The 25456-nt window shown below is 43.4% G+C and carries 22 protein-coding genes; 12 read left to right on the top strand and 10 right to left on the bottom strand.

Translation table 11 applies throughout. The features are described 5' to 3' along the window. Positions 1-183: 183 nt before the first annotated feature. The 4 genes from SNR28_RS06820 to SNR28_RS06805 all read left to right on the top strand — a co-directional run bounded on the left by SNR28_RS06820 (position 184) and on the right by SNR28_RS06805 (position 4404). Positions 184-1065 carry a helix-turn-helix transcriptional regulator gene (locus tag SNR28_RS06820; protein WP_375748459.1) on the top strand — a complete coding sequence of 294 codons (882 nt, stop codon included), beginning with the start codon at positions 184-186 and terminating at the stop codon, positions 1063-1065. A gap of 124 nt (positions 1066-1189) precedes the next feature. Beyond that, positions 1190-2056 carry a hypothetical protein gene (locus SNR28_RS06815; RefSeq protein WP_375748458.1) on the top strand — a complete coding sequence of 289 codons (867 nt, stop codon included), beginning with the start codon at positions 1190-1192 and terminating at the stop codon, positions 2054-2056. Between the two features lie 84 nt (positions 2057-2140). Beyond that, complete coding sequence (locus tag SNR28_RS06810; protein WP_375748457.1) at positions 2141-2884, top strand: murein L,D-transpeptidase family protein; 744 nt, start codon at positions 2141-2143, stop codon at positions 2882-2884. A gap of 53 nt (positions 2885-2937) precedes the next feature. After that, positions 2938-4404 carry an FAD-dependent oxidoreductase gene (locus SNR28_RS06805; RefSeq protein WP_375748456.1) on the top strand — a complete coding sequence of 489 codons (1467 nt, stop codon included), beginning with the start codon at positions 2938-2940 and terminating at the stop codon, positions 4402-4404. Positions 4405-4410: 6 nt separating this feature from the next. Here SNR28_RS06805 and SNR28_RS06800 read toward each other — a convergent pair whose 3' ends face one another. Genes SNR28_RS06800 through SNR28_RS06780 form a run of 5 tightly spaced genes read right to left on the bottom strand, consistent with a single transcriptional unit; the run spans position 4411 to position 10748 of the window. Beyond that, a complete protein-coding gene (locus tag SNR28_RS06800; protein ID WP_375748455.1) occupies positions 4411-4686 on the bottom strand; it encodes a nitrogenase-stabilizing/protective protein NifW in 276 nt (91 codons plus the stop codon). Between the two features lie 38 nt (positions 4687-4724). Then, positions 4725-5138: a hypothetical protein gene (locus tag SNR28_RS06795; protein WP_375748454.1), complete on the bottom strand. Its 414-nt coding sequence runs from the start codon at positions 5136-5138 to the stop codon at positions 4725-4727. Positions 5139-5153: 15 nt separating this feature from the next. Next, positions 5154-6446, bottom strand: a complete 1293-nt coding sequence (locus tag SNR28_RS06790; protein WP_375748453.1) for a hypothetical protein — start codon at positions 6444-6446, stop codon at positions 5154-5156. Between the two features lie 47 nt (positions 6447-6493). Next, positions 6494-7585, bottom strand: a complete 1092-nt coding sequence (locus SNR28_RS06785; protein ID WP_375748452.1) for an HD domain-containing phosphohydrolase — start codon at positions 7583-7585, stop codon at positions 6494-6496. Beyond that, the gene (locus tag SNR28_RS06780; protein WP_375748451.1) at positions 7578-10748 is read right to left on the bottom strand and encodes a response regulator; all 3171 of its coding nucleotides are present in this window, start codon (positions 10746-10748) and stop codon (positions 7578-7580) included. The genes SNR28_RS06785 and SNR28_RS06780 overlap by 8 nt, the downstream gene beginning before the upstream one ends. Positions 10749-10997: 249 nt before the next feature. On the opposite strand from SNR28_RS06780, the gene SNR28_RS06775 reads away from it, so the two are divergent. The 4 genes from SNR28_RS06775 to SNR28_RS06760 all read left to right on the top strand — a co-directional run bounded on the left by SNR28_RS06775 (position 10998) and on the right by SNR28_RS06760 (position 16932). Continuing rightward, positions 10998-12902 carry a PhoX family phosphatase gene (locus tag SNR28_RS06775; protein ID WP_375748450.1) on the top strand — a complete coding sequence of 635 codons (1905 nt, stop codon included), beginning with the start codon at positions 10998-11000 and terminating at the stop codon, positions 12900-12902. 194 nt (positions 12903-13096) lie between these two features. Continuing rightward, positions 13097-14086 (top strand): ABC transporter substrate-binding protein, encoded by a 990-nt coding sequence (locus tag SNR28_RS06770; protein ID WP_375748449.1) that lies wholly within the window; start codon positions 13097-13099, stop codon positions 14084-14086. A gap of 188 nt (positions 14087-14274) precedes the next feature. After that, positions 14275-14424, top strand: a complete 150-nt coding sequence (locus SNR28_RS06765; protein WP_375748448.1) for a hypothetical protein — start codon at positions 14275-14277, stop codon at positions 14422-14424. A gap of 921 nt (positions 14425-15345) precedes the next feature. Next, positions 15346-16932, top strand: a complete 1587-nt coding sequence (locus SNR28_RS06760) for an L-lactate permease (protein ID WP_375748447.1) — start codon at positions 15346-15348, stop codon at positions 16930-16932. Positions 16933-16989: 57 nt separating this feature from the next. On the opposite strand, the gene SNR28_RS06755 is transcribed toward SNR28_RS06760, so the two are convergent. Beyond that, positions 16990-17895: a LysR family transcriptional regulator gene (locus SNR28_RS06755; protein ID WP_375748446.1), complete on the bottom strand. Its 906-nt coding sequence runs from the start codon at positions 17893-17895 to the stop codon at positions 16990-16992. A 208-nt stretch (positions 17896-18103) separates the two neighbouring features. On the opposite strand from SNR28_RS06755, the gene SNR28_RS06750 reads away from it, so the two are divergent. Next, a complete protein-coding gene (locus tag SNR28_RS06750; RefSeq protein ID WP_375748445.1) occupies positions 18104-18376 on the top strand; it encodes a D-fructose-6-phosphate amidotransferase in 273 nt (90 codons plus the stop codon). A 78-nt stretch (positions 18377-18454) separates the two neighbouring features. Here the strand turns inward: SNR28_RS06750 and SNR28_RS06745 are convergent, their stop codons facing one another. Beyond that, the gene (locus SNR28_RS06745; RefSeq protein ID WP_375748444.1) at positions 18455-19432 is read right to left on the bottom strand and encodes a DUF2860 family protein; all 978 of its coding nucleotides are present in this window, start codon (positions 19430-19432) and stop codon (positions 18455-18457) included. 237 nt (positions 19433-19669) lie between these two features. Here SNR28_RS06745 and SNR28_RS06740 point away from each other — a divergent pair, with 237 nt between their 5' ends. Further along, on the top strand, positions 19670-20044 hold the full coding sequence (locus SNR28_RS06740; RefSeq protein ID WP_375748443.1) for a hypothetical protein: 375 nt from the start codon (positions 19670-19672) through the stop codon (positions 20042-20044). Positions 20045-20063: 19 nt separating this feature from the next. Here SNR28_RS06740 and SNR28_RS06735 read toward each other — a convergent pair whose 3' ends face one another. Beyond that, positions 20064-20939: a multidrug transporter gene (locus SNR28_RS06735; protein ID WP_375748442.1), complete on the bottom strand. Its 876-nt coding sequence runs from the start codon at positions 20937-20939 to the stop codon at positions 20064-20066. 78 nt (positions 20940-21017) lie between these two features. Further along, positions 21018-22769: a sigma-54-dependent Fis family transcriptional regulator gene (locus SNR28_RS06730; RefSeq protein WP_375748441.1), complete on the bottom strand. Its 1752-nt coding sequence runs from the start codon at positions 22767-22769 to the stop codon at positions 21018-21020. 227 nt (positions 22770-22996) lie between these two features. Here SNR28_RS06730 and SNR28_RS06725 point away from each other — a divergent pair, with 227 nt between their 5' ends. Next, a complete protein-coding gene (locus tag SNR28_RS06725; protein WP_375748440.1) occupies positions 22997-24517 on the top strand; it encodes an aldehyde dehydrogenase family protein in 1521 nt (506 codons plus the stop codon). Positions 24518-24585: 68 nt separating this feature from the next. Here the strand turns inward: SNR28_RS06725 and SNR28_RS06720 are convergent, their stop codons facing one another. After that, a complete protein-coding gene (locus SNR28_RS06720) occupies positions 24586-24987 on the bottom strand; it encodes a hypothetical protein (RefSeq protein ID WP_375748439.1) in 402 nt (133 codons plus the stop codon). Between the two features lie 267 nt (positions 24988-25254). Between SNR28_RS06720 and SNR28_RS06715 the strand changes: the two genes are divergently transcribed. Further along, a complete protein-coding gene (locus tag SNR28_RS06715; RefSeq protein ID WP_375748438.1) occupies positions 25255-25434 on the top strand; it encodes a ribbon-helix-helix protein, CopG family in 180 nt (59 codons plus the stop codon). Positions 25435-25456: the final 22 nt, after the last annotated feature.

Raw genomic sequence — 25456 nt, 5'->3', positions numbered from 1 at the left:
TCGGTGTTGTAAGTTTCATATAAAGTAGATTAGCTCAATAAATTGAATAATGGCTTAATATAGCTCTATTTTTGCGAAATTTCCTGACAGGTAACTTGCTGAATTATATATTTCTTGAATCTCATTACAGCTCTCCACTAAACTGAGATTTCTGTATATGAGTGAGAAGGAATGGGCCACATTATGAATGTGCCACTGGTCAATTTTAATAACAGGACAAACAAAGACGCTCAGTTCGAAATTGTTGACCTGGAGGAACTGGCTAAGCGAGCCTCGTCTTTACAACATAGCCCAGAGTCGCCTCACCGGGTAAGTTTCTTTGCTGTCATCTATATTCAGAAAGGCGCAGGCACCCATACGATAGACTTTGTCGATCACACCTTTGAAAAAGATACCATCTTGTTTATACAGCGAGAGCAGGTCCATTCTTACGATTTTTCTCAACACCCAAAGGGGAGCGTGCTTCTTTTTACGCAGGCTTTTTTGGATCAGGTACACGCCAACATGCGCCTTCCAAGTTACACTCCAACACATCTGGATTTCCAGTATCAACCAGCGATAAAACTCAATGAAGATTTGGCTTTGAGTGTTCAGCACCTAATAGAAGAGATGCTCAAAGAGACGGCCAGAAAGCACTGTGATCCGCTGATCCTTATGTATCTTTTTTCCTCTTTGTCTTTGATGTTGCACAGAGAAAGGCCAGAGTCGCGACAAGACAAAATGTCTAAAGAGCAGAACCAAAGGTTTGCCCGCTTTTTTACCTTGCTGCAGGAGAATTACTCCTCCATCCGGGATGCAAACTGGTATGCCAATCAAGTACACACTACCTATAAAACATTAAATCAGGTATGCAAGCTTGCGACCAATCTAACGGCAAAACAGCTTATCGATTCCTACACAATCCTCGAAATAAAGCGTCGTTTGGTGTTGAAGGACAACACGATACAACATCTTGCCTATGAGCTAGGATTTGAAGATGCCAGTAACTTCGTGAAATATTTTAAGAAGCATACGGGACATACACCGACACAGTTTCAGAAGATGCATATCAATCCACATTTGTAAGGTGTAAGAGTAGGTGTAGGAGTTGCTGTAAGGTTCGACATTTACCATTTTTCGGCCTCGAATGACCTGCCGAAGGTTTTGGGATGACTCTAAGATACGTCCATCCCAACAAGAGGAACGAACAATGAAACTTACTACACTTTTTACTCGTACACTTTTAACTGCTGGTGTTCTGGCAACGGCAGCATGTTCTACTACCGCAGATGAACAAGCTTCTGTTATCTCAAATAAAGAAAAAGCAGTTGCGCTGATTTCTAGCATTGAAACAGGTAACCCAGAGCCTGTCGCGTACATTAATCCTGAAAAATATATACAGCATAACCTAGCCGTTGGTGATGGTCTTGCTGGTTTCGGAGAGGTGATGAAGGCACTTCCTGAAGGCAGTGCAAAAGCGAAGGTACTGCGTGCAATAGAAGATGACGAGTATGTTGTTCTTCATACTAAATACAACTTCTTTGGGCCAAAGGTTGGATTCGATGTATTCCGATTTGAAGATGGCTTGATTGTTGAACACTGGGATAACCTACAGGAACAGGCTCCTGCGAACCCAAGTGGTCGCACTCAGTTTGACGGTCCGACAGAGATAAAAGATCTGGATAAAACTGAAGAGAATAAAGCTATTGTGGCTGATTTCGTTAACACGATCTTGATGAATGGTGAAATGGATCAGATTGGCAGGTTTATCGGTCCGAATGACGAAGACTATCTACAACATAATGTCGCAGTTGCTGATGGTTTGAGTGGTCTTGGTAAAGCATTTGCTGCGATGGCAGAAAACGGGGTATCAATGATCTACACAAAAAACCACAAGGTTTTGGGCGAAGGCAATTTTGTGGTGTCGATCAGTGAAGGCGAGTTCTTAGGTAACCATGTTGCTTACTACGATATGTTCCGCGTTGAAAACGGGATGATTGTTGAGCACTGGGATGCGATTCAGGAAATTCCGGCTAAAAGTGAATGGAAAAACCAGAATGGTAAGTTTGGCTTCTAATATCGCTTAAGATAGATCTGGCTAATTAAACTAAAATGCGCTTATCATGAACGGGTTATTATCTGTCAGAGAAGCGCATTTACAATGCCGGTGTTTCAACGTTTATTTCTGTCTCTTTCCTTGAGTGCATTTGCTCTTTTTTCTTCTTCGATATTCTCTGCTTACGCAGAAACACTCTCTTCTGCATCATCAAATTCAAAAGCGGTTAGCTCACAACAGAAGCGCACCTTAGATCAGGCCATTACCGAGTTTTCATCTGGAGCCAGACAAGCCCTTCTTCCACATTTCCAACATGTCGATATCCAATATCCACCAGAAAAAGTAACCTTATTGGCGATTAAGGAGCGCCATATCATAGAGGTGTGGGCGACAAGTGGGGGGCAAACACGATTTATTAAGCAATATTTTATCTGGAGTGCGAGTGGTGAGGTTGGCCCAAAACTGACAGAAGGCGATAAGCAGGTACCTGAAGGTATTTATCAAATTACCGGATTAAATCCCAACAGCAAGTTTCACCTTTCCATGGCGTTAAATTATCCAAATGCGTTTGATTTGAAATGGGCCAAAGCTGAGGGTCGAGATAATCCGGGTAGTGATATCTTCATCCATGGTAAATCATACTCGGTTGGATGCCTGGCGGTGGGTGACAAAAATATTGAAGAGCTTTTTATTCTCGCTGTCGATACCGGAATAAGAAATATTGAGGTTATAATCGCGCCAGAAGATCCCAGAAAGAAACCACTGATACCTAAAGAGAGTGATCCTGATTGGGTAAGGATGCTGTATAAAGACATCGAATCGGCTTTTTTGCCGTATAGCTTTAAATAAGGGAAAGCGCTTAACAGATGAATAAAGGCGATGTAAAAGACGTGGAGAACAAAATGACAGATAACTCTGCTTGCCATATTGCGGTTATTGGTGGTGGTATTGCAGGTTCAACCACCGCTTTGCACCTCGCAGAGCAGGGTTATAAGGTGACATTGATAGAGCAGGGTAGTGGGCTGGTGAGTGGCCCTCCAATTTGTCACCTGCATGCAGGCGGAAATTTATATCGAGAGATCTCCCAGCAACAATGTCTCGACTTGTTAAAACAGTCTATTGAAACTGTTCGTTTATACCCTCACGCTTTGAATGTAAGGCCTACGGTCATCGCCACACCGATTACGGACAGTGGAAATCCAACCGATCTTTTACCAAGACTTGAGATAGTTAAACAGACATATCAGGAGTTGGTTGCCCATGATAAAAACAATAACGTACTGGGCCAGCCCGAAGAGTACTACAAGCTTTATTCTCAAGAAGATTTACAGCAATTAGCTGCATTAACTCAGCCTGAACATCCTACGACTATTGATGACTGGCTCATACCATTTGCAAAAAAAGCACAGCTGGACAAGTTAAAATATCCGGTTGTCGTTGTTCAGGAGTTTGGCCTTAGCGTGTTTCGCCTCGCAGCCAGTGTCACTATGACATTAGAAGCGCATCCAAATTGTCGATTGCTTACAAGTAGTCACCTGGATGAAGCCAACTTTACCCATAGCCACTCTCCGGTGCATTCTAAGAAGCAATGGAATATTGTGTTTACTGATATAAATAATAGTAAGCACTTACTAAAAGCGGATTATCTTGTAAATGCTTGTGGCTACAAGAGCGGAACCATTGATGATGTAACCAGACAGCCACAAAAGCGACTGGTGGAATTTAAGTCTGCGTTCGTGACTCGCTGGCCAGACTGCGATATGAAATGGCCTGAAGTCATTTTCCATGGAGAACGAGGAACCCCGGAAGGCATGGCACAGTTGACGCCTTATCCCGATGGCTATTTTCAACTGCATGGCATGACAGAGGATATTACGCTATTCAAGGACGGCTTGTCCTCTTCTGATGACGCCAGTTCTCAGCCTAAACTTCCGTTAGAGTTGGAGCAAAAAATTCGTTCCGGCTGGCCTGAATCGATTCAAACACATCGAACATCTCTTGCGATTCAACACCTAAGTCGATTTGTTCCGACGTTTTCGACCGCTTATGAAGCAGGAAAACCACTTTACGGAGCTCAGCAAATCCCCGGAGATGATCCTTCACTAAGAGCGGTGGATGTTTCGTTTACTCTGAACAATTACGCAAGGGTAGAGATAGTAAAGGCCTCTTCTGCGTATCAGGCAGCTTGTAAGATATCGAATAAGATATGTGAGGAGATCGGTAAACGCCTGATAAGCACTGGCTCTTGTTCAATCGAAGAAAAGCACCCAAGACACTTGTCGTTGAGTCTGGACGAGGTAGAGAAAACGGCAATTAAACTGGCGGAAGAAAGGGGGTACCCAACGGCTTTAGCGAAGGTTTTGAGTTGAGGTGAATTACCTTCGCTGACAAGAAGTACAGCCGCGACAGGCGGATCGGGTATGCGGATCCAGTCGCCCCCTTTGAACCTTGCAATAAGCTTTCTTTAACGCCCGACGACCGGAAAACCAGTCATCGGGTTTATCCATCAGCAGATACCCGTTAAACCTTTTCATCAAAGGAGTTCGATACTCTTCTATAAAACGACTATCGAACTCTATCTCAAAATACTCCAGCGCTTGTTCAATAGAAGTGAAGCTGGCGATTTTGCTTTGTATATCTGCCTGACTCATCTTTGTAACACTCCTGATTCGGACAGAGTCAGTCTAACTTACTTGCTCAAAATATTCACGGTTGGTGGAATCTCGATGTTTTGGTCATCGACATATCCTATGGCTCCCGCTTTTTTCTCTACAAATTCCAGAACTTCTTTGTCCGTTTTTAGTTCAATCGGTGGTGTGCCTTTACCTATGAAGCGCCTGACCGTCCAGTATGCTGAGTATTTGTCTTCATCTTGATTTAAGAATACATCGAGGAACTGATTACGCGTCTGGTTTTTAGGGTTTAAATTCACAGGCGTTATCGAAACTCCGTCGACTTCAATGACACGTCCCGTATAAATACGCACGATAGTGTCATTGCTTACGGAAGTGATATTGCGATTGCCGATAACAACGACATCAGAGTATGCCGTGTTGCTCATTAGCGTTAACACAAGTGTTAAGCAGGAGATATAGTACTTCATTCTCATCCCCCTCACTTAAAACACAAAGCTGTAGGACAATGAGAAGACACCGATGTTTGTATTTCGGATATCGGTATCCTTAGGTACATCAACCAGGCTTGAAGCGTCCCCAATGCGGCTAACCATGAGTTCTGCTTTTAACTTGCTGGTGGGTGTTAAGCGATAAGAAGTACCAATCGCAACAGAGTACTGGTCGTAACACTGGTAAACATCCGCCATCGCCTTTTGGGAAGCGTTTATAACCTTAGAATTTGGAAAAGCGTCTGGTACAGAGGAGTTATTTAACGCGTTATAAAAGTTAGTCTCTTCGCTATCGGTTTTTATCTGAGAGTAGAAGATGTAGGGTGTCCACTTATCGATATTCTTTCGAAGGGAAACATATCCGGTGTAGCCATTTTGCCCGTTAGTCACATTGCCGATTGTTCTTCGGGCTGCAAACTCAAACGCCAGTCGAGTATCGTTTCGCAGGGCAATATCTGCCCCAATGTTTGCGATAATAACGTCCTGATGGTCAACAGGCGTTGCACCCTGATAGGTGTAAAAGCCGACACCATTGCTCTCGACGTACAATGGTTTTTCATACCACTTAAACTGCTCACTTTCATTGTTGCTGACAGCGTAATGTATACCTGCGATATAGGCATCTTCCTGAGTTTCGAAAGTGAGGGCCGCTCCCGTCAATTCCAGCCGTATGGGGAAGTAAAAGCTTCCTGCTTTGATTTCGTTACCTACATCTTCCCGATAAAAGAAACGCCAGTCGGTATTAGCTTCACCATAATAAGCGTCCAGATAGAGATCACCTTCAGAAAGAATGAAGGAGCGATTAATCGATATACCAGTAAAGTCATAAGTCGGACTTAAGGAGTCAAATTCAGCAGGTACTCGGATATAGTCGTAAGTAACACCGACATCGCGGTTTTCTGAGTTGAGATAACCGGGGACGCGCAACATACCTGCGCGAAGTAACCAATCGTTGGTCGGGCGATAAGAAAGAAATGCCCATGCAAAGTTGCCTTCCCAGCCAGTATCGTCAGAGGAATCAGCCTCGATTTGTGGTTGCAGCGTAGCGCTAAACTTAGGAGTGAACTGCACATCCAACTGCCCAGCCAATAAACTATCCTGACTAAAGGTGCCTGTATTATCGATATTGGTAAGGTAATTGTAATGTTTGTCTGAAACGGCATAGCCAAGGGTCCCGAACCCAGAGAAGTCTACTTTGACTTCTGCTTGGGACACGGTACTGCTGAGGCTCAGTGTTGCGAGCAAGACGAGCCCTCTTACCTTAACGGTATCGATTTTCCAATCCACTGCTAAATCCTTCTAACTATTATTTTTTATTTTATTGTAATGGTGCTTTATATGTTTTCGTCCGGCCAACTATCCGCTATGGAGATGCACTGCTGTTCTATCGAAATCAGTGCATCAACGATTTCAGGATCCAGATGATTGCCACTGTTTGTTTTAATAACACTGATGGCTTCTTCGTGCGTCAAAGCGTCTTTGTATGGGCGAATGCTTCTCAGCGCATCGTAGACATCGGCAACCGCCATCAATCGCGCCGCAACCGGAATTTCATCACCTTGTAATCCAAATGGGTAGCCTGAACCATCCCATTTTTCGTGATGGTAAAGAGCAATATCCATTGCGCAGTTCAGGAAGTCGTCTTCGCCTCCCATAAAGTCAGAGGCTTGTTTTAGAATCTTGTAACCCCGCTGAGAGTGGGTCTGCATTACCGCAAATTCTTCATTAGTATGCTTATCCGGTTTCAATAGAATGCCATCTGGGATGGTAATCTTTCCAACATCATGCAGAGGTGCAGATTTCGCGATAAGCTCTATTTTTTCAGGTGTTAAAAAGGACTGATGCCTTGATGATGTTGCGAGCTTTTCCGCCAACGCCTGAACATAAGCCTGAGTTCGTCTGATGTGGTTGCCCGTACATTCATCACGAAACTCAGCCAGTGAAACCATTACATGTATTGTGGCATCTTTAAGTTGATTCACCTGTGACAACCGTTTTGTTACCTCTTTCTCTAACCACAAGTTGTTATCGATAAGAGAGTCCTGCCACTCTTTTAAGCGAAGATGAGTTCTGACGCGGGCTTTAACAATAGGGGGACTGATGGGTTTGTGGATGAAATCAACCGCGCCTACTTCAAATCCCTGTTCTTCATCTTCGATCGTCGATTTTGCTGTTAGAAAAATGACCGGTACATGCTGAGTAACCGGTTCAGATTTCAATCGGGTACACACTTCATAGCCATCTATCCCTGGCATCATGACATCCAGCAGCACCAAATCTGGTGGTGAGGAGAGCGCCAGTTCTATCGCTCGTGTGCCATTGTTAGCTATTTTTACCCGATACTCATCGCTGAGCAAACCTGTCAGAAGCGTCAGGTTTGTCGGAGTATCATCGACGATTAGGATCGTAGGTCTGCTGTTATCCATGTTCGCCCCTTAACTTCTCCAGGCTTTGTAAAGCTCTGTCGAACTCATAGTGATTAATATACTGATGAATACGTGATACCTCAGTCTTTGGCAGAGTGTTGGTAAGCTGGTTATAGCTCTGATTCCAGAGGTCAATAGCCTCAGAATCGCCTTCAGAAAGAAACTTGTTTAGCTTAATAATAATCGCTTTGGTATCCACGTCCGCTTGTTCGGTATCCAATTGAGTATTAACGATGTTTCGTTTTATCTCTCGGATGATAGGGTGAAGATCCTTAGCCACTTCAGTCACAAGGCGCGTTGCATCGTTCTCTTTCTGATGCAAAATAAATTGTTCCAGCTTCCTGGCTGGCTCGGTAATCTGATTTGCTCCAATAGTCCGGGACAGGCCTGCTAATGAATGAGTAAAAATTGCCGCTTCTTCCCAGCTCTTCGCCTTTATATGATTAATGGTTGTCTCAGCGTAAGCAGAGAAATCCAACACGAAGTTCGAAAGTACTTTCTGATAAAGAACCGGATCACCCGCTGCGTTTCTGAGGCCTTGTGCGATATCCAGTCCCTTAATGTTCCTGATAGCAACAGTTGGAGAGTTCTTATCAGCGCGAAGTTCATGAGGTAATGGAGGCGTTGTGGGTCGATAGTACTGCTCAAGGGTTGCATACAGTGTCTCGGGTAAAATAGGTTTGACTACATGCCCGTTCATTCCCATTTGTACCCCTTTTTCGATCGCCTCGACCATTGCGTGAGCGGTCATGGCAATGATAGGCAGATTATCGAAGTAAGGATTGGCTCTGATTTGTCTTGTCGCTTCAAAGCCATCCATGACGGGCATTTGCAAGTCCATCAATACAGCCTGATAGTGATCATGTTCATTTCCCATGATCTTATTCACCGCTTCCTGTCCATTGCTTGCAATATCTACATTGATTCCCTTCATTCTCAGAAGGTCTATCGCCAACTCTTGATTCGTTCGGTTGTCTTCGACGAGCAGGACGCTCATGCCGCGAAGGTAGTGGGGTTTTTCAGGCTCGGTATCCAATGTGATCGATAGAGAGTCCGCTTCGTAGATAGAGAACAGAAGATTTTTCAGGGTTGCGGGCAAGATGGGTTTAGGCAGGAAGTGTCTGACGCCCATGTTTTTTACATGCTCATGTATAACTTCGTAGTCGTAAGCTGATGTGATGACTATCTCTGCGTTGTCTCTGTCTTCAATCTCTTTAAGTGCGTAAAGGAAATCTCCGCCGTCCATACCGGGCATTAACCAGTCTAAGAAAATCAGGTCATAAGGTTGTTCAATGTTGTTCGCGCGTCTAACCATCTCGACCGCTTCGAATGCACTATTTGTCACATCGACTTCATGGTTCACTGCATTACTTTGACCCAAAGCGAATATCATTCCGTGCAAGACGTCGCGAGCCTCTTTTTTGTCGTCGATGATCAGCACTTTCTTCGCTTCAGTTTCTTTCTCTAGTGGCTTACCCAGAGGGTTATCAGCCACTGTAAACTCAGCAGTAAAGGTGAAAGTTGAACCGAAACCCGGTGTGCTCTCTACCTTGATGTCACCGTTCATAAGCTCAATCAGTGTTTTCGATATGCTGAGTCCAAGACCGGTACCGCCATATTTGCGAGTCGTTGAACTATCGGCTTGAGTAAACTCCTGGAACAGGCGGCCAACCTGCTCTTCATTCATACCAATGCCACTGTCTTCGACCGAAAACTGCAGAGTGATCTTATCCCGATCTCTGCCAATGACATCCACACCCAGGATGATGCAGCCCTTTTCAGTAAATTTGACTGCGTTGGACAAAAGGTTATTGATGACCTGGCCCAAGCGTATCGGGTCACCTATGAGCGAACCATCTTCTTCAATCAAAAACGAATCCCGTACTGAATATAAAAGTTCGATCTCTTTCTTTTGCAGACTAGGTTTTATTAGAGGAAGCGCATTACCGACAACATCTTCAATCCGAAGGCGAGTGGACTCTAACTCGATTTTTCCAGCCTCAATTTTGGAGAAATCCAGGATGTCATTGATGATATTAAGCAGAGATTTTCCTGAGTTATGTATGGTGTCGATATAGTGTTTCTGTTTGGTTGATAGGTCCGTTTTCAGTGCCAGATACGCCATACCTATGATCGCATTCATTGGCGTGCGCACCTCATGGCTCATGTTTGCTAAAAACATGGATTTGGCTTTGGTTGCCTCTTGAGCCATTGAGTTTGCCTGCTCCAGCTCTTCCTGAATCTGCTCTCTGTGGTGTATATCCTCTTCTATGGACCTGGACATATGGTTCAGCGTATTGCCTAAAGTAATCAGCTCCTGAGCACTGCTGCCACTTTTCACTTTTGTAGAGTACTTGCCTTGTGCTATCTCTTCTGCGGCATCAGATAACCTCTGAATCGGATTGAGAACGTAGAACCGGAAATAGACGTAAGAAATAAAGATGATCAGGAATGTTGTGACGACCGCTGCGAAAGCATTGGTAATTAATGCTTTAAGGTGCATGGTTGCTTTAGATATTTCACTATATGTACGATTTTCTACTTCAAGAGAAAGGTTATTAATCGCCTGAGAAAGAGCCGCTTTTTCGGTGTTATACCTCTCACTAAATACCAGCTGATTTGCAAACTCCAGATTGGGCTCAGTGTCTGATACAAACTCTCCTTTACTCTGATCGTATAAGCCCTGTGTAGAGGCAAAAGCAATTTGTTCAATCTCGCCAAGAGAGTCCAGGTATCTCAAGATATTATTTAGCAGCCGAATTTCACTTTCACTAAACCCTAAGCCTTCCATTCTTGTATAGAGAGAGGTGCCCCCAACATCGAGAGTTGAATGATTTCGCTCTTTTGCTATCACATCGTCCCAGTAAATCGCCGGAACGTAATTGACGGGTGGGGCCTTTTCACCATTTCGAATGGCGATGATGTCGTAGTAATAAAAAAGATATCGAGACTCACTCGTTGCCGTATATAAGCGAACAAGCTGAGCGAGCTGGCTTGTTTCTGTACGCAGGTCATTAGTGAGGGAGAGAGATTCCTGTCGGTGTATCTGAGCTTCCACGACATCATCATAGGCACTTTTCACATTGATCAGTGCGTATGAGTTAAAAAACAGCGATAAAAATAACACTAGAGAAAAATAGATAGAGGCCGTAGACAGCTTCATGCAGTAATTCCTTTTACTCTCTGACACTTATGGGTCTCAGTCTTAAGTATTGCCCTTTATATCTGTATCGGCAAATAAGTTTGATTATTTAGCCTAAATGAGAGTGATTTCCAAAGGTTTCGGTTTTATGAAGTTTTTAATATGTTAAAAAACTGTAAGTTAACTGTCACAAAGATTGCTCACTATATTGGCGAAATTATAAGTGCCCGATAAAGCACAGAAATATCAGCATATAAAAGGAAGTCAATAATGAAGCAACTTGATCACAATCACGATCAACGTCCACTCGATCACGAACCAGAGTTTAACCGTTTTGTCGATGCAGCCATGTCTCGTCGTCGTTTTCTAAAAACGACAGGCGCGGCTGGTACGGTCGGTTTTTTTGCAGCAAGTCCAATTAGCCAGGCTATCGCAGGCAGTATTTCTGCAAATAAAAATCTGATGGGGTTTGAAGCGGTTCCGATGTCAACAGCGGACACTATTACAGTGCCGAATGGATATCATGCTGATGTGCTTATTTCGTGGGGTGACCCCGTGATGTCAGGTGCTCCGGCATTCAGTCAGTCGAATGATGCTAAAGCTCAGGAAAAGCAGTTTGGTGATAACAATGACGGTATGACGTTTTTCCTGGTATCAGCCACTCGAGCGGTATTAGCGGTGAACAATGAATACACCAACAATGAGTATCTTTACGATCACCAAGGGAAAAACATCAGTGCAGATGATGCGCGTAAGGCGCAGGCGGCTCACGGTGTGTCCATTGTGGAGCTTGAGAAAAAAGAGGGTAAATGGGTGGTTAATCCAAATGGTCGCGCAAACCGTCGAATTACCGCATTTACAGAGATGGAGATGACGGGGCCTGCTCGCGGACACGCTCTTTTAAAAACAGATGCTGACCCTTCCGGCATGAAGATCCTTGGTACCATGAACAACTGTGCCAACGGGCAGACTCCTTGGGGTACCTATCTGACTTGTGAAGAAAACTTCAATGGCTACTTTGGTTCTTCTTCAGATCAGCAGTTAGGTGATGAATACGCTCGATACGGTCTTAAAGACAAAGATTGGGGCTATGACTGGTACAAGCATGATGAGCGATTTGACTTGGCTAAGCATCCGAATGAGCCACATCGATTTGGCTGGGTTGTTGAAATTGACCCAATGAACCCGAACTCAACACCTAAAAAGCGAAGTGCTCTTGGTCGTTTCAAGCATGAAAATGCAGCTTTGACGGTGGATGATTCCGGTCATGTTGTTGTTTATCTTGGCGATGATGAACGAGGTGAGCATTTATACAAGTTTGTTTCAAAGAACAAGTATGTTTCGGGACCGGGTGCAGAATCCAATCGCGATCTTCTGGAAGAGGGCACACTATACGTTGCTAAGTTTGAAGGAACGGAAGGTGAACTCAATGGTAAAGGGCGGTGGTTAGAATTGACCTGGGGTAAAAATGGTCTGACTCCAGAGAATGGGTTCCCGGATGAAGCGTCTGTTATGATTTTTGCTCGTCAGGCTGCAACTCAGGTTGGTGCAACAACGATGGATCGTCCTGAGTGGGTGGCGGTTCATCCTGATAACAAATCGGCATTCTGTACTCTGACCAATAACAAATATCGTGGCGTGAAAGAGACTCAGCCTCTTAATGCAGCAAACCCTCGTGAGAAAAACCCCTATGGGCATATCATCCGCTGGAATCCAACCAACAGTGACCATACTGCAGAGGCGTTTGAGTGGGATATTTATGTTCTGGCAGGCAATCCAGAAGTGCATGATTCTGGTTTGATGGCAGGCTCTGAGAACATCAACAAAGACAACATGTTTAATAGTCCGGATGGCATCGGTTTTGACATGGCAGGTCGCCTTTGGATTCAGACCGATGGCAATTACAAAAACAAAGATGGTTTTGCTGGAATGGGTAACAACCAGATGCTATGCAGTGATCCTGCTACCGGTGAAATACGTCGATTCTTAACTGGACCAATTGCTTGTGAAATCACGGGACTGACATTTGCTCCGGACCACAAGACGATGTTTATCGGTGTACAGCATCCAGGCGAAAAACTGGCACCTTCTCATTTCCCTGATGGTGGTGATGCTATTCCACGTTCATCGGTGATTGCGATAACGCGTAAAGATGGTGGCATCATAGGCGCATAATCTATAGATAGTTATTCAGCAAGCCCTGCTTCACTGCCAGGGCTTCTTTTCTTCTTGAGGCTGGTATGTATTGGCGAAAGATAAATATATAACCTGGCTCACTAAATTTTTGATGTTCATCCAATTTTAATGTTCAGACTCTGGCTAACTTATCTATACTGATTCCTCGAACCAAAGAAAAGGATACGGGTTAGATGAAGTTTACACCTTCTGCAATTTTGTCACTTACTGTACTTTCCACGCCTTCCATCGCTTCCGAGTGTGGTCCTGTCACCATCGCAGATATGAATTGGAATTCAGCGAGCCTGATGGCTCATATCGACCAGTTTATTCTCAACAATGGATATGATTGTGAAGCTGAACTTATTCCCGGAGATAGTGTTCCTACGGGTACATCCATGATTGAAAAGGGACAACCAGATGTTGCTCCAGAGCTGTGGACCAATAGCGTCAAAGAAGCTTTGGATAAAGGGGTACAAGAGAAGCGACTTCGTTATGCGGGTAAATCTCTTTCCGATGGTGGAGAAGAAGGCTTTTGGGTTCCTTCATATCTGGTAGAGCAGTATCCCGAAATGAAGACCATCGATGGTGTAATCAAACATGCTCATCTATTTGAGCATCCGGAAAGCGATGAGCTACATGCGTTTTATAGTTGCCCGGCAGGTTGGACATGTCAGATTACAGCAGGTCACTTATTTGATGCGATGAAGCTGGAGAAATCCGGGTTTGAAGTCATTGACCCAGGATCTGGTGCGGCATTGGCTGGTGCTTTGGCGAAGGCGTATGAACGAAAGAAACCGTGGTTTGGCTATTATTGGTCACCAACACCAGTGTTAGGTAAGTATGAGATGGTGAAAGTAGACTTTGGCAGTGGCGTAGATCTGGAAGAGTATGTTAACTGTACGACTCAGCCTGAGTGTGAAGCGCCTAAGGTGACAATGTACCCACCTTCACCTGTTCATACAGTAACAACAGAAGAGTTTGCAATACGTGCGCCTGAGGCATATGGCTATTTCACTAAACGTTCATTTACCAATAAAGAGATGAGCAAACTTCTGGCCTGGATGGAAGAGAATCAGGCCGATGGAGAAGAGGCGATGTACCACTTCCTGGAAACTTATCCGCAGACCTGGAAAAAGTGGTTGCCTGAGAAGGTGGCAGATAAGGTAGAGAACGCTTTATAGGGTTCTAATCAATATAAGAGGTATATTCTCTTAGAATCTATTCGCTCAAAGAGGCAATAAACTGTTGGATCTTTGAGCGAACTAACATTTTTGTTTAAGAAACTTTGTGAATATATCGTGGAGTAAATAATAAAACTATAAATTAAAGCTCTAAAACAGTCGTATCAAATAGAAATAAGGTTAATCCTATGGATAGAGTTTCCCCCGACTCACCTATGTTGCCAGACCAAAATACAGAAAGTACCGAAAAAGAGAAGAGAGAGCAGGCATTAGACCGAGTGACTAAACTGGCACTCGAAACCGTTGATGAGCTATCTCACAAGCCTAAACAAGATTGATTAATCGGAAGCCTCGCTGCTATTTCTCGGCTTCTTTTCAATCATCATCCAAAAATCACAGGCCGCGCGGTCGGCCTTTGTCGGATTACCCCACGCTCCACACAAATCTATCGGTTTTCCAGAATTTCTTTCAAACTGTCTGCAGTTACCACAACACTTCTTCATCATGTCTACTCGTAACGAAAGTTAAAGGCAAATTGTAGTTCATTGCTGAACAAGAATTAACCCTCCTTCTCTATTTCTTTTGTGCATCGATATCCTTTGTACTTCGGTGGTGGGAAATTAAGAGTTTCGTATATAGCTAAAGAGTTGTGATTTAAATGTGTGTTAAATGTTATTAAGTATTACCTTAACAAATTATTAATTTAATTAACCTTATATTAAATTTAATATACTCACATATAGGTATATATACTGAAACATAAAATAGCGCATACCTAATTGGTACTATGTTATTTAATTTCAATTTTAGTACCTAATAATAGGTAACTTATCGATTTAAATAAGTATAGGAACGTAATATTACTACAAATAGAAATTTTGGTTTGTATTCAACCTATGCTTTTTGTCGCTTAAATTGAATGATATTGCTATTTTATTGTCGCTTCTTTTGCAACATACTGTTTCTATTGGGTGCTTTTTGGTTAACTCTCTTGTTGTCTATTTGTTTCTATCTCGTTGTTTATAAAGATTTTGCTACAAAATTTTAAATTTTCATAAAACATGAGAATTTGTTTGGCGGGCGTTTTGGAATACTTGCTGATATAAATCCACCTTTCAACCAAAGGAAATATAATTAAACTGGTTATCGAAATATAAGAAAGCTGTCAAAAATAGACGGTAATAATTATAAATAAAAATGTTAATTAAATTTAACAATTAATGTTGAACAAAAGAACTTGAATAATGGAGTAGTTCTGAATGATAACCCTATTTATTTCTGTAGCCCCTATAATCTTTTTAATCTGGATGATGACTAAGAAGAATGGTGTGCCTTCACATATCGCTCTGCCTGTTACAGCGCTGATTGTCGGCTCGCTACAATACTTTTATTTTCAAACCGACTTTACATTGATCAGTGCAAACATTATCGCTGGCACCCTTTCTGCTATTACCCCAATTTCTATTGTTGCTGGCGCGATCCTAATTAACCGTCTTACTTACTTGTCTGGCGCAGAGGCAACGATACGTCGCTGGCTAGAGGGTATAAGCCGAAACAAGGTTGCACAGTTGATGATTATTGGTTGGGCTTTTGCCTTTATGATTGAAGGTGCCTCTGGTTTTGGTACTCCAGCGGCAATCGCGGCTCCAATTCTTGTAGGCTTGGGATTCCCGGCACTAAAAGTGGCGATGCTTGCTTTGGTAATGAACTCAGTTCCTGTTTCGTTCGGTGCTGTGGGCACACCAACCTGGTTTGGTTTCTCAAATCTGGGCTTAGATCAAACAATGCTACTGGAAGCAGGTCAGGTAAGTGCCATGGTTCACATGGTAGCTGCATTTATCGTACCTCCGATGGCACTACGCTTTGTGGTGAGCTGGAAAGAAATCCAAAAGAACTACCTATTTGTACTGGTCAGTACGCTTTCATGTACCGTTCCTTACTTCCTTATTGCTCAGTGGAACTATGAGTTCCCGGCGTTGGTTGGTGGTGCAATTGGCCTGATTACCTCTGTTATGGTCGCTCGCGCTGGTATTGGTCTGGCTAAAGAGAGTGGGGAGCAAAAACAAAGCGAATCGGCTCCGATTCCGGCAGCGGAAGTTTTTAAAGCAATGACTCCTACACTGCTTCTTATTGTTATTCTTGTTATCACTCGTATCAAGCAGTTTGGTATCAAGTCAATGCTGACAGACAGCACTGAAATGTTGAGCTTCTCTTTCGGTGTTCTGGGTGATTTCAGTGTGAGTAAAGCGCTAATATTCAAGCTAAGCCACATTCTAGGCACAGATGTGAGCTGGGCATACAAAACGCTTTATGTTCCGGCACTAATTCCATTCCTGTTGGTCGCTATTATCTCTATCTTTGTTTTCAAACTGGAAAGAAAAACCGTTACTCAAATGTTTGCTGAGACAGGTAGCCGTATCAAGATGCCATTTATTGCCCTTGTTGGTGCATTGATCATGGTTAAGCTGATGATGACGGGTGACCAAAATTCGCCAATCATGGTAACGGGTAAAGCCTTTGCCGATCTGATGGGAACAAGCTGGCAGTATGTAGCTGCATATCTGGGTGCTCTTGGTGCGTTCTTCTCTGGATCTGCAACGGTATCTAACCTGACCTTTGGTGCTATTCAGCAAACTATTGCATTGAATGTTGGCCTGCAACAGACAACGATTTTGGGTCTGCAGTCCGTAGGTGGTGCTATGGGTAACATGGTTTGTATCAATAACATCATCGCGGTTTCAACAATTCTTGGTATCGCTAACCAGGAAGGTTACATCATTAAACGAACCGTTATACCAATGATTGCATTTGGTCTGGTAGCAGCAGGTATGAGTGTTGTTGTTTAAGCCTTTGTCATAATGACACGTCTGGAGCTACGAGTGTTTCGTAGCTCCTTTTTTTGTTTAAAACTTTTGATTGTTTCGGTTATAGCATTCGTAGATATGGTCGATTAAAAGCTTGGTTTTGACTGGAAGGTGCTTGGTGTAAGGGTAAACGGCATAAATTCCAAGACATTTAGCGACTTTATCCTGCAGCACTTCAATAAGGTCACCACTTTCGAGTTCATCGGCAACTAATACTCTAGGAACATAGACTAACCCTTGCCCCAACAATGCAGCCTTTCTCAAAGCAGAAGCATTATTGGTACAGAAGTTCCCTGACACCTGAACCGTGACCGGATTAGGTTCTCCTTTAAACAGCCATTCATAGGCACCGGTTTCCTGATAGGAATACCCAAGACAATTGTGTTCGGTAAGGTCTTCGGGCGTTAAGGGTACTGAACGATTTTTAAAGTACTTCGGTGCACCGCATATTACCCAATGTACATCAATCATGCGCCTTGCAATAAAGCTTGAATCCGGAAGTACTCCGGTTCTGATCGCCATGTCATACCCTTCGGCAAGCAGGTCGACAAACTTGTTATCCAGATCCATATGAACCTTAATATCGGGATATTTTTCGCTAAACTCTGCTATCGCCTGTGGAAGAACAAGTTCACCGGAAATTGTTGGCACTGTTATTCGAATGGTTCCTGTTAGCGTATCGCCGAGATCTTGAAGTTCTTCTTCTGCACTTTGTACTGACAGGTAGATTTCGCGGGCATGTTTGTAGAATACTTTTCCCGCCTCAGTCAATGTGAGTTTGCGGGTTGTTCTATAGATAAGCTGAGCGCCAAGATCTTTTTCAAGCCTGGTGATACGTTTGCTTATAACAGATTTAGTCAAATCGACTTTCTCTGCAGCCTTGCTAAACGAGCCCAGCTCTATCAGCTGATAAAAAATGATGAAGTCGTCTGTGTTTCGAACCATTGTTAAACTTATTGCAACAGTAATAGAAAATGTTGTTAGAAGTTTAAAATAAGTCTGACAATAATTCTGATAACTAGTGTCAGCTTTTGAAACTTGACCTCCAGAAAAAAGCATTCAGCACATTTGTGTTTAAGTGTGATTCATATCAACTTTATTTTTTGATTAGAGGAGTAGTTTATACGTGCTACTAAACTATTAGGGGGTATAAATGACTGCATCCAGAGTTTATTACAGAGATTTTCTAGGTTTGGCTCTTATCCTTTCTTGCGTGTTTGTTGTTATCGCGATTCAACTTGATGTGATGGCACTGCTTGCTCACCTTTCCCATGATGACGCGATTGCCAGTACCTTTTTCTACGAGTCCATACCGCTATTTTTGTTTGTCATTCCTCCTTATTTTATCGGCAGATATATTAATCAGAAAAAATGGGTGTCTGATACCCAGAAATATCGCCTCGAGATGAGTAAAAAAGAGAGCTAGAGTTAGCCAAAAGACAAAAGCCATCCCATTGATACAGGATGGCTTTAGGTTAATCGGCAATTATCAGCGTTACTTTCGTCAGAACTTGTAACTGATACCCGCACCGGTAAAGAGATTACTTTCATCGTAGAAGTCGATATTGGAATCGACATCGCTGTATGCAACGAGCGCAGTAAATGCAAGGGTATGAATACCTAACAAGTCCCCGTACTCATATGCCAGAGTAAAGCCCAGCTCAGAGTTCTCCTGTGTTTTGTTGAACACCGGGTTTTCTTTATCAAAGTCGGTAGAGGCATAGTCGGCTGTTAACGCAAGTGACTGACGTCTGAAGAATCGTATCATCGTGATCGCTGCGCCGTAACGTGTGTTGGACATTGCGTCGCCTTCAGCGTCGTATTTGTTCATTTTTATTGATGGCTGAATGATCGTTGCTCTATCCGGCCTCATTTTCCATGAAAGCTTTCCATAAACGCCGTCACCATTTCGGTCCAGTAAATTGGAGCTTGAGGCAAAGCCGTCTGTTCCGGATAACTCTTCTTCAATATCTTTCTCGTAAATCGCAAAATCAACGGAAGCGCCTGTAGCGAGAATATTGTCATATTGAATTCGAAACGCATTGCCGGATTCATCGGTCTCTTTACGTGCTTGTCCGGTAATAAAAGGATCGGCCCAGGTCTCTTTATCCATCACGGAAGGAAGCCAGGAAACTGCGATGTATGAGTCGGGTATCAGCGCAACCTTATATCCAAGTTCAAGAGCAACAAGCCCCTGTACAACGTCTGCACGGGAGGTACCTGCAAATACCTGATGTACAGCTCCGGGACCAAAGGTGTACCTTAACTGGCCTAACGGAAGGAAGGCGCTACTAGAATCAGATTCACCACCCGTGTCTAAGTCACCTGTTTTTGTTTTGTTGTCGGTATTGAAGTTACTTTCACTGGAGGTATAACCCCCCATAAGAGTGAGCTCGCCACTAAATCCAGGATTACCAAAACCTGCCGCGGCAGGAAGGCTGAGAATCCCCAGAGCGGCAGACAAAGCGATTTGACGTTTCATTATCTAATTATTCCTTTTTCAGAATGATTCTTCGATCTTCATTAAAGTTTATTTAATGAATAATAAAGGGAATATTGCGTTATACAAATAATAATATACCCATATGGAATTTTTATTTTCCAATACGTATAGTGGGTTTATGTTTCTTTGATGCTGGATCCAATGTCTTTACTACCTAAACTTAGCGTTTCATTCTTACTATTTTCTTTATCTTTTGTTAGTGCTGCGGAGTCAAACTTGCAAGCGTATGACTCCAAAGACATTGGAGAGTACAACTTCATATCGATTGGGACAGGTATGTGGAACTGTTCTCAGGTTGGTTTTCCTGCAAGCAACGAAGCATTGCTGGCGGTAAGCCCAGATACAATAGGTCTGTATTTAGCTGATGAAGCGATCACCTATGAAGGGTTCAAGTTTACTTCTGCACAGTTCCGAAGAAACTTCTATGTCACAACTCTAAATACCAAATGGATCGCTTTTCATGAGGATGGAAAAGGTAAAGCGTCTGAACTGGAGTTCAATTATGAATTCAACGTGCTTACAAAACGTGTCTATGAAGCGGGAGTAACAAACACGTCTAACTATCTCTGCCGAGAAGCTGGTAACCAGTAGAATAGGCTTGAAGCTGCCTTTACTGCCACATGACCAAAATGGCCGCGAGTGCAATCATAAGTAGCGCACCGATATCTTTTCTTTTGATTCCTTCTTTCAGCCAGAAGAAGGATATAAGCATGGTGAAGAATACCTCTATCTGCCCCAGTGTTTTTACATACGGCACAGCCTGAAGAGACATGGCACTAAACCAACCAAAAGATCCCAGAAAGCTGGCAACACTGGTCATAACAACCAACTTTGGCTTGGCAAACATACTTCGCAGAGTGTCCCTATCTGACATCAGTAAATAGACCACAAGCATGATGGTTTGGATAGAAATAACCAGAAATAGTACCCAGGCGGCACTGTGGGGGAAAGGTAAATGCAGGCTAAGACTCGACTCTCTTATCCACAATGAGGTTAGAGCAAATGCCGTACTGCAAGCCAAGCCCAGCATTGCGGTAGAAAACGATATACTTCTGAACCCTTGAGGGCAACTCAGGATAAGTACCGCGACACCACCGATTAATACGCCAATCCAGCCTAATAACGACAGAGAAGTACCAAAAAAGAGCACGCCGAGAAAAGCCGATACAGGTGCTTCGCTTTTTGCTAAACCAGCGCCGATGGCGAAGTTTTTTTGCTTGAAGAGTACAACCATAAGCGCCGTAGCTACTATCTGCATAATGGATGCCCCGAAGATGTAAAACAGCGATGTCGTTGAAATGGTCGGGAGTTCGACAGGTTTCCATTTATAGAGCGCGATAAGATAAATAAGCGCAAGCGGGCTTGCCCATAAGAAGCGTGCAAGCGTTACGCCTGTTACATTTAACTCTTTGCTTAACTTACTTTGAAATGCGTTTCGCCAAGACTGACTAAATGCGGCAAGAACGGTGAATAGTATCCAGGTCAACGGGTTATCTTCTGAAGTTTTATATAGTGGGTTTATTGTTATGCAATTTGACCTGATGATCTACCCATCGATATACAGTTATTTAAGGATTCCTACTTTTCTTAGCTTCCTGTACAAGGTGTTTCTGCTAATGCCAAGTGCTTTTGCGGCTCGGCTAATATTTCCCTCATGAGCCTGATAGGTGGTAACAACCTTGTCTTCTAACGTTTCCTTTAAACTTTCTTCTGCGGTTTCATCTGCGTTAGAAGCAGTAAAGTTTTTTAGAATTCGCTCGGGTATATGCTCTATTGTGAGTTTGTCTTCACCGCTTGCCAGTGTTGATGAGACTTTTATGACATTGTCGAGCTCACGTATGTTTCCGGGCCAATGATAAGAAAGCAACTTCGCCATAAGCTCGCCATCGATTTCTTGTATGCCTTCCCGATGTTTGTGATGTATTTTCTCGATCAACTTCTGCTTGTCTTTCCGTTCTCTAAGCGCGGGAATCTGCAAAACTAATCCGTTAAGACGATAGTACAAATCTTCGCGGAACTGACCTTGTGCAACCAACTGTTCCAAATCCTTATGCGTTGCCGCAATAATCTGGATATCCACTTTATAAGACTTTGTAGAACCGATAGGCATGATCTCTTTATCTTGCAGAACATGAAGGAGGCGGCATTGGGCATCCAGAGGCATATCGGCAATTTCGTCCAGAAACAATATGCCACCGTTAGCCAGTCGGATCTTGCCCTGGTACCCCTTGTTGTTGGCGCCGGTAAAAGCCCCGGGCGCATAGCCGAAGAGTTCGGATTCAATCAGGGTATCTGGCAGGGCACCGCAGTTCACGGTCACCAAAGGTGCTTGTCTGCGTTTGCTCTCAATATGCAGATGTTTGACGAACTCGTTTTTACCTACTCCGGTCTCTCCTAGAAGAAGGATGGTTATATCTTTGTCGATGAGCTTGCAACTTTGCTGCCATGCGTGTTCTATTCGCTCTTCTCCGCAATGCAGTTTCGTAGAGGGGGAGTAAATCGAAATGCGCTTCGTTGTTTGTGGCTTTTTACTCTGCTTCTTATAAAAAAGTGGTACTTCACATTGGGCAATAACGTCTTTTATGGGTTTGCCGACGATGTTTTCCTGATCCAATAACTGAGCGGCAATACTGTTATGGGCGACAATATTTCCTCTTTCATCCGTAATCGCTATGCCCTGCCAACCACTGGTAATCAATGATTCGTTAACTGCCAGATCAATTCTGGTTGTGGCTTCAGGGTGATCGCAAAGCAGTTCATTCTCAATTTTTCGGACCATGGTCTGAACTAGCTGAAGTGTATCTCCGTGATGTATTCGTTGCTCACTGGTGATATCAAGAATACCGAGCATATTGCCACAGTGATCGAAAATAGGACTGGCTGAGCAACTAATAAAGTGGTGACGATTGATATAGTGTTGGTTGCCAATGACGGATATGGCTTTCTGTTCAACGATGGCTGTTCCAATGGCATTAGTGCCTTTGAGTTTCTCTTGCCAACAAACGCCAGTCTCCAGAGCAATTGAGGCAAGTTTATCGTCAAATTTTTTTTGTCCCCATGACGCCAGAATGACACCGTCTGCATCGGTCAGGATTAGCTTACTGTTGGTTTTGGAGAAGAGCTGACTGAATAGGGGACTAGCATGCCGCTCAGCCAAGCTTATAACGCGTGAAAGTATGAATTTCCTTTCGCTTAATTGGGCATTGCCAAGACGAAAATTATCGACGGTCCGGTGTTGTTCAATGCCTGCAAGTTGGCTTCGATTCCACGAGTTGCTTAACCAGTCCTGTTGTTTGTTGGTTGTCAGTTGTCTCATTGTTCCACTTTGTAACAGTTGGGGTGTGCCATTTTGGGACACATGAACACTTTGCACATCAAGGTCGGTACTATCTGGACATTATAGAAAGTAATGTAAATAAAATGTAATCATAGTGTTAACTGGTGTCGAGGGCAAGATCGTAGATTCTGGCCTGTGATTTGCGTTATCAGAGGTAACACGCCTAGACGTGTGACACTGAATGTATCACTAAAAAGGAAGACGACATGATATATGCTCAACCGGGAATCGAAGGTTCAATTATTCAGTTCAAAGAGACTTATGAAAACTACATTGGCGGAGAATGGGTAGGTCCTAGCAGAGGGGAATACTTCGACAACATTTCCCCGGTAAACGGTAAGCCCTATTGTAAGGTTGCACGTTCAACGGAAGAAGATATTAATCTGGCATTAGATGCAGCGCACAATGTCAGAGCAGAATGGGCGGCAACCAGTGCGGGTGAGCGTGCGAATATTCTATTAAAAATTGCGGACAGAATTGAACAGAATCTGGAAGAGTTAGCAGTTACGGAAACCTGGGAAAATGGTAAACCGGTACGTGAAACGCTCGCTGCAGATTTACCTCTGGTTGTCGACCATTTCCGTTATTTTGCGGGGTGCGTTAGGGCGCAGGAAGGTACCGCTGCTGAGCTGGATGCCAATACCGCCAGCTATCATTTCCCAGAGCCTGTAGGAGTGGTTGGCCAGATTATCCCGTGGAACTTCCCATTATTAATGGCAGCATGGAAACTAGCCCCTGCTCTGGCAGCGGGTTGCTGTGTTGTTCTTAAGCCCGCTGAGCAAACACCGACATCGATTCTGGTATTGATGGAAAAAATCGGTGATCTCATTCCGGCTGGAGTCGTCAATGTGGTGAATGGATTTGGTTCTGAGGCGGGACAAGCGCTTGCAACCAGTGAACGCATCGCAAAACTGGCATTCACAGGTTCAACCAATGTTGGCCAGCATATCTTGAAATGCGCTGCCGATAACCTGATTCCATCGACTGTGGAGCTGGGTGGTAAGTCTCCAAATATTTACTTCGAAGATATCTTTGAACATGAAGACGCATATCTGGATAAGTGTGTTGAAGGTATGCTGCTTGGCTTCTTTAATCAGGGGGAAGTCTGTACCTGTCCTTCGCGTGTTTTGGTGCAGGAGTCGGTCTACGAGAAGTTTATCGAGAGAGTGGTAGAACGAGCTCAGTCGATCAAGCAGGGCAACCCGATGGACACAGAAACTCAGGTGGGTGCACAGGCGTCTCAGGAGCAGTTCGATAAGATCTTAGGTTACTTGAAAATAGGTCAGGAAGAGGGTGCTCAGGTACTGACCGGTGGTGAGGTGGCAGAAACCGATGGCAACCTGAATAACGGTTACTATATTCAGCCAACTATCCTAAAAGGCAAAAACAATATGCGGGTGTTCCAGGAAGAAATATTTGGGCCTGTTATTGCCATCACGACCTTTAAAGATGAAAAAGAAGCATTGGAGATTGCCAACGACACTGAATACGGCCTGGGTGCGGGCTTGTGGACAAGAGATTCGAACCGAGCTTATCGCATGGGTCGATCGATTGAAGCTGGTCGTATCTGGGTGAATTGTTATCACATGTATCCGGCTCATGCTGCATTTGGTGGCTATAAGAAGTCTGGTATCGGTAGGGAAACACACAAAATGATGCTTGATCACTACCAGAATACCAAGAATTTACTCGTAAGCTACGACGTCAACCCGTTAGGATTCTTCTAAAGCTAGGTTTTCTCTAAAATTAGAAGTCTTCTAATAAAAACAAGCGGCTCCCTAAATGGGAGCCGCAACTAACTGTGTTGATTTTCCTTGTTTTTGGTTTGTGCGATTAACCACTCAATGGCTGATTCTCTATCTGGCAAGGTTTTCGTATTGTGCCGTTGCATTTCAGGAATATCTCGCTCGTGAAGACGAGCAAGTGCGTAACTGTCGTGAACAATGGCAATCGCAGCTAAATGCGGATAATTAAGATCCCGATAATAGCGGTTAACTGCCTGATAAGCCTCTGGTGTGGCTCCTGTTTGCTTTGTTGAATCGATCAGTATGAAACACTCTTTATCCCCAAAACTTTCAATCGCTTTTTTTTGCGCATTTAAACAAGCGGTGATTCCTTGTTCATTAAATTCCCCAATTAACGAGAAAATAAAAATGTTCTCTTGCTCTTCTTGAGTAAAAGTCCCATGTTCGAGCATAGTACCTCCAGCTTACAACTTTGCTGCTATCGAACTTATCAATACTGTTGTTTTTTTGTCCTCATTGTTTCTGTTCGAAGCCTGTTTGGTATAAGTATAGATTGTTCTGACAAAATAATTAGTTAAGTCGGAAATATGTCTGGTTAACCCGGAAACCCCTCATCCATTCGTATTATGCAGGCTGATTGAGCTCTCATTTTTATTTGTTGGAATTGCAATTTGCTACTTAAATAGACGTAATGACGTCATTACATCATGGGGTCTTTTATGGCAAAAGATAAACAGGGCAAAGGTGATAAAAAAAATACTTCTTTGCGCCTTGATGCCAAAACGCTTAAGGCATTAAAAATCAGAGCGATTGAAGAAGATACATCTGTCCAGAAAATTATAGAGAAGTTAATTAAAAACTATTTAGATGAAGGTAAGGCTAAAAAAAATAAAATATAAACAAAGCCTTATGCATTGGAAG

The sequence above is a fragment of the Vibrio iocasae genome (genome assembly GCF_042245395.1).
GTDB lineage: Bacteria > Pseudomonadota > Gammaproteobacteria > Enterobacterales > Vibrionaceae > Vibrio > Vibrio iocasae.
This window is presented reverse-complemented; position numbering and strand designations above follow the sequence as displayed.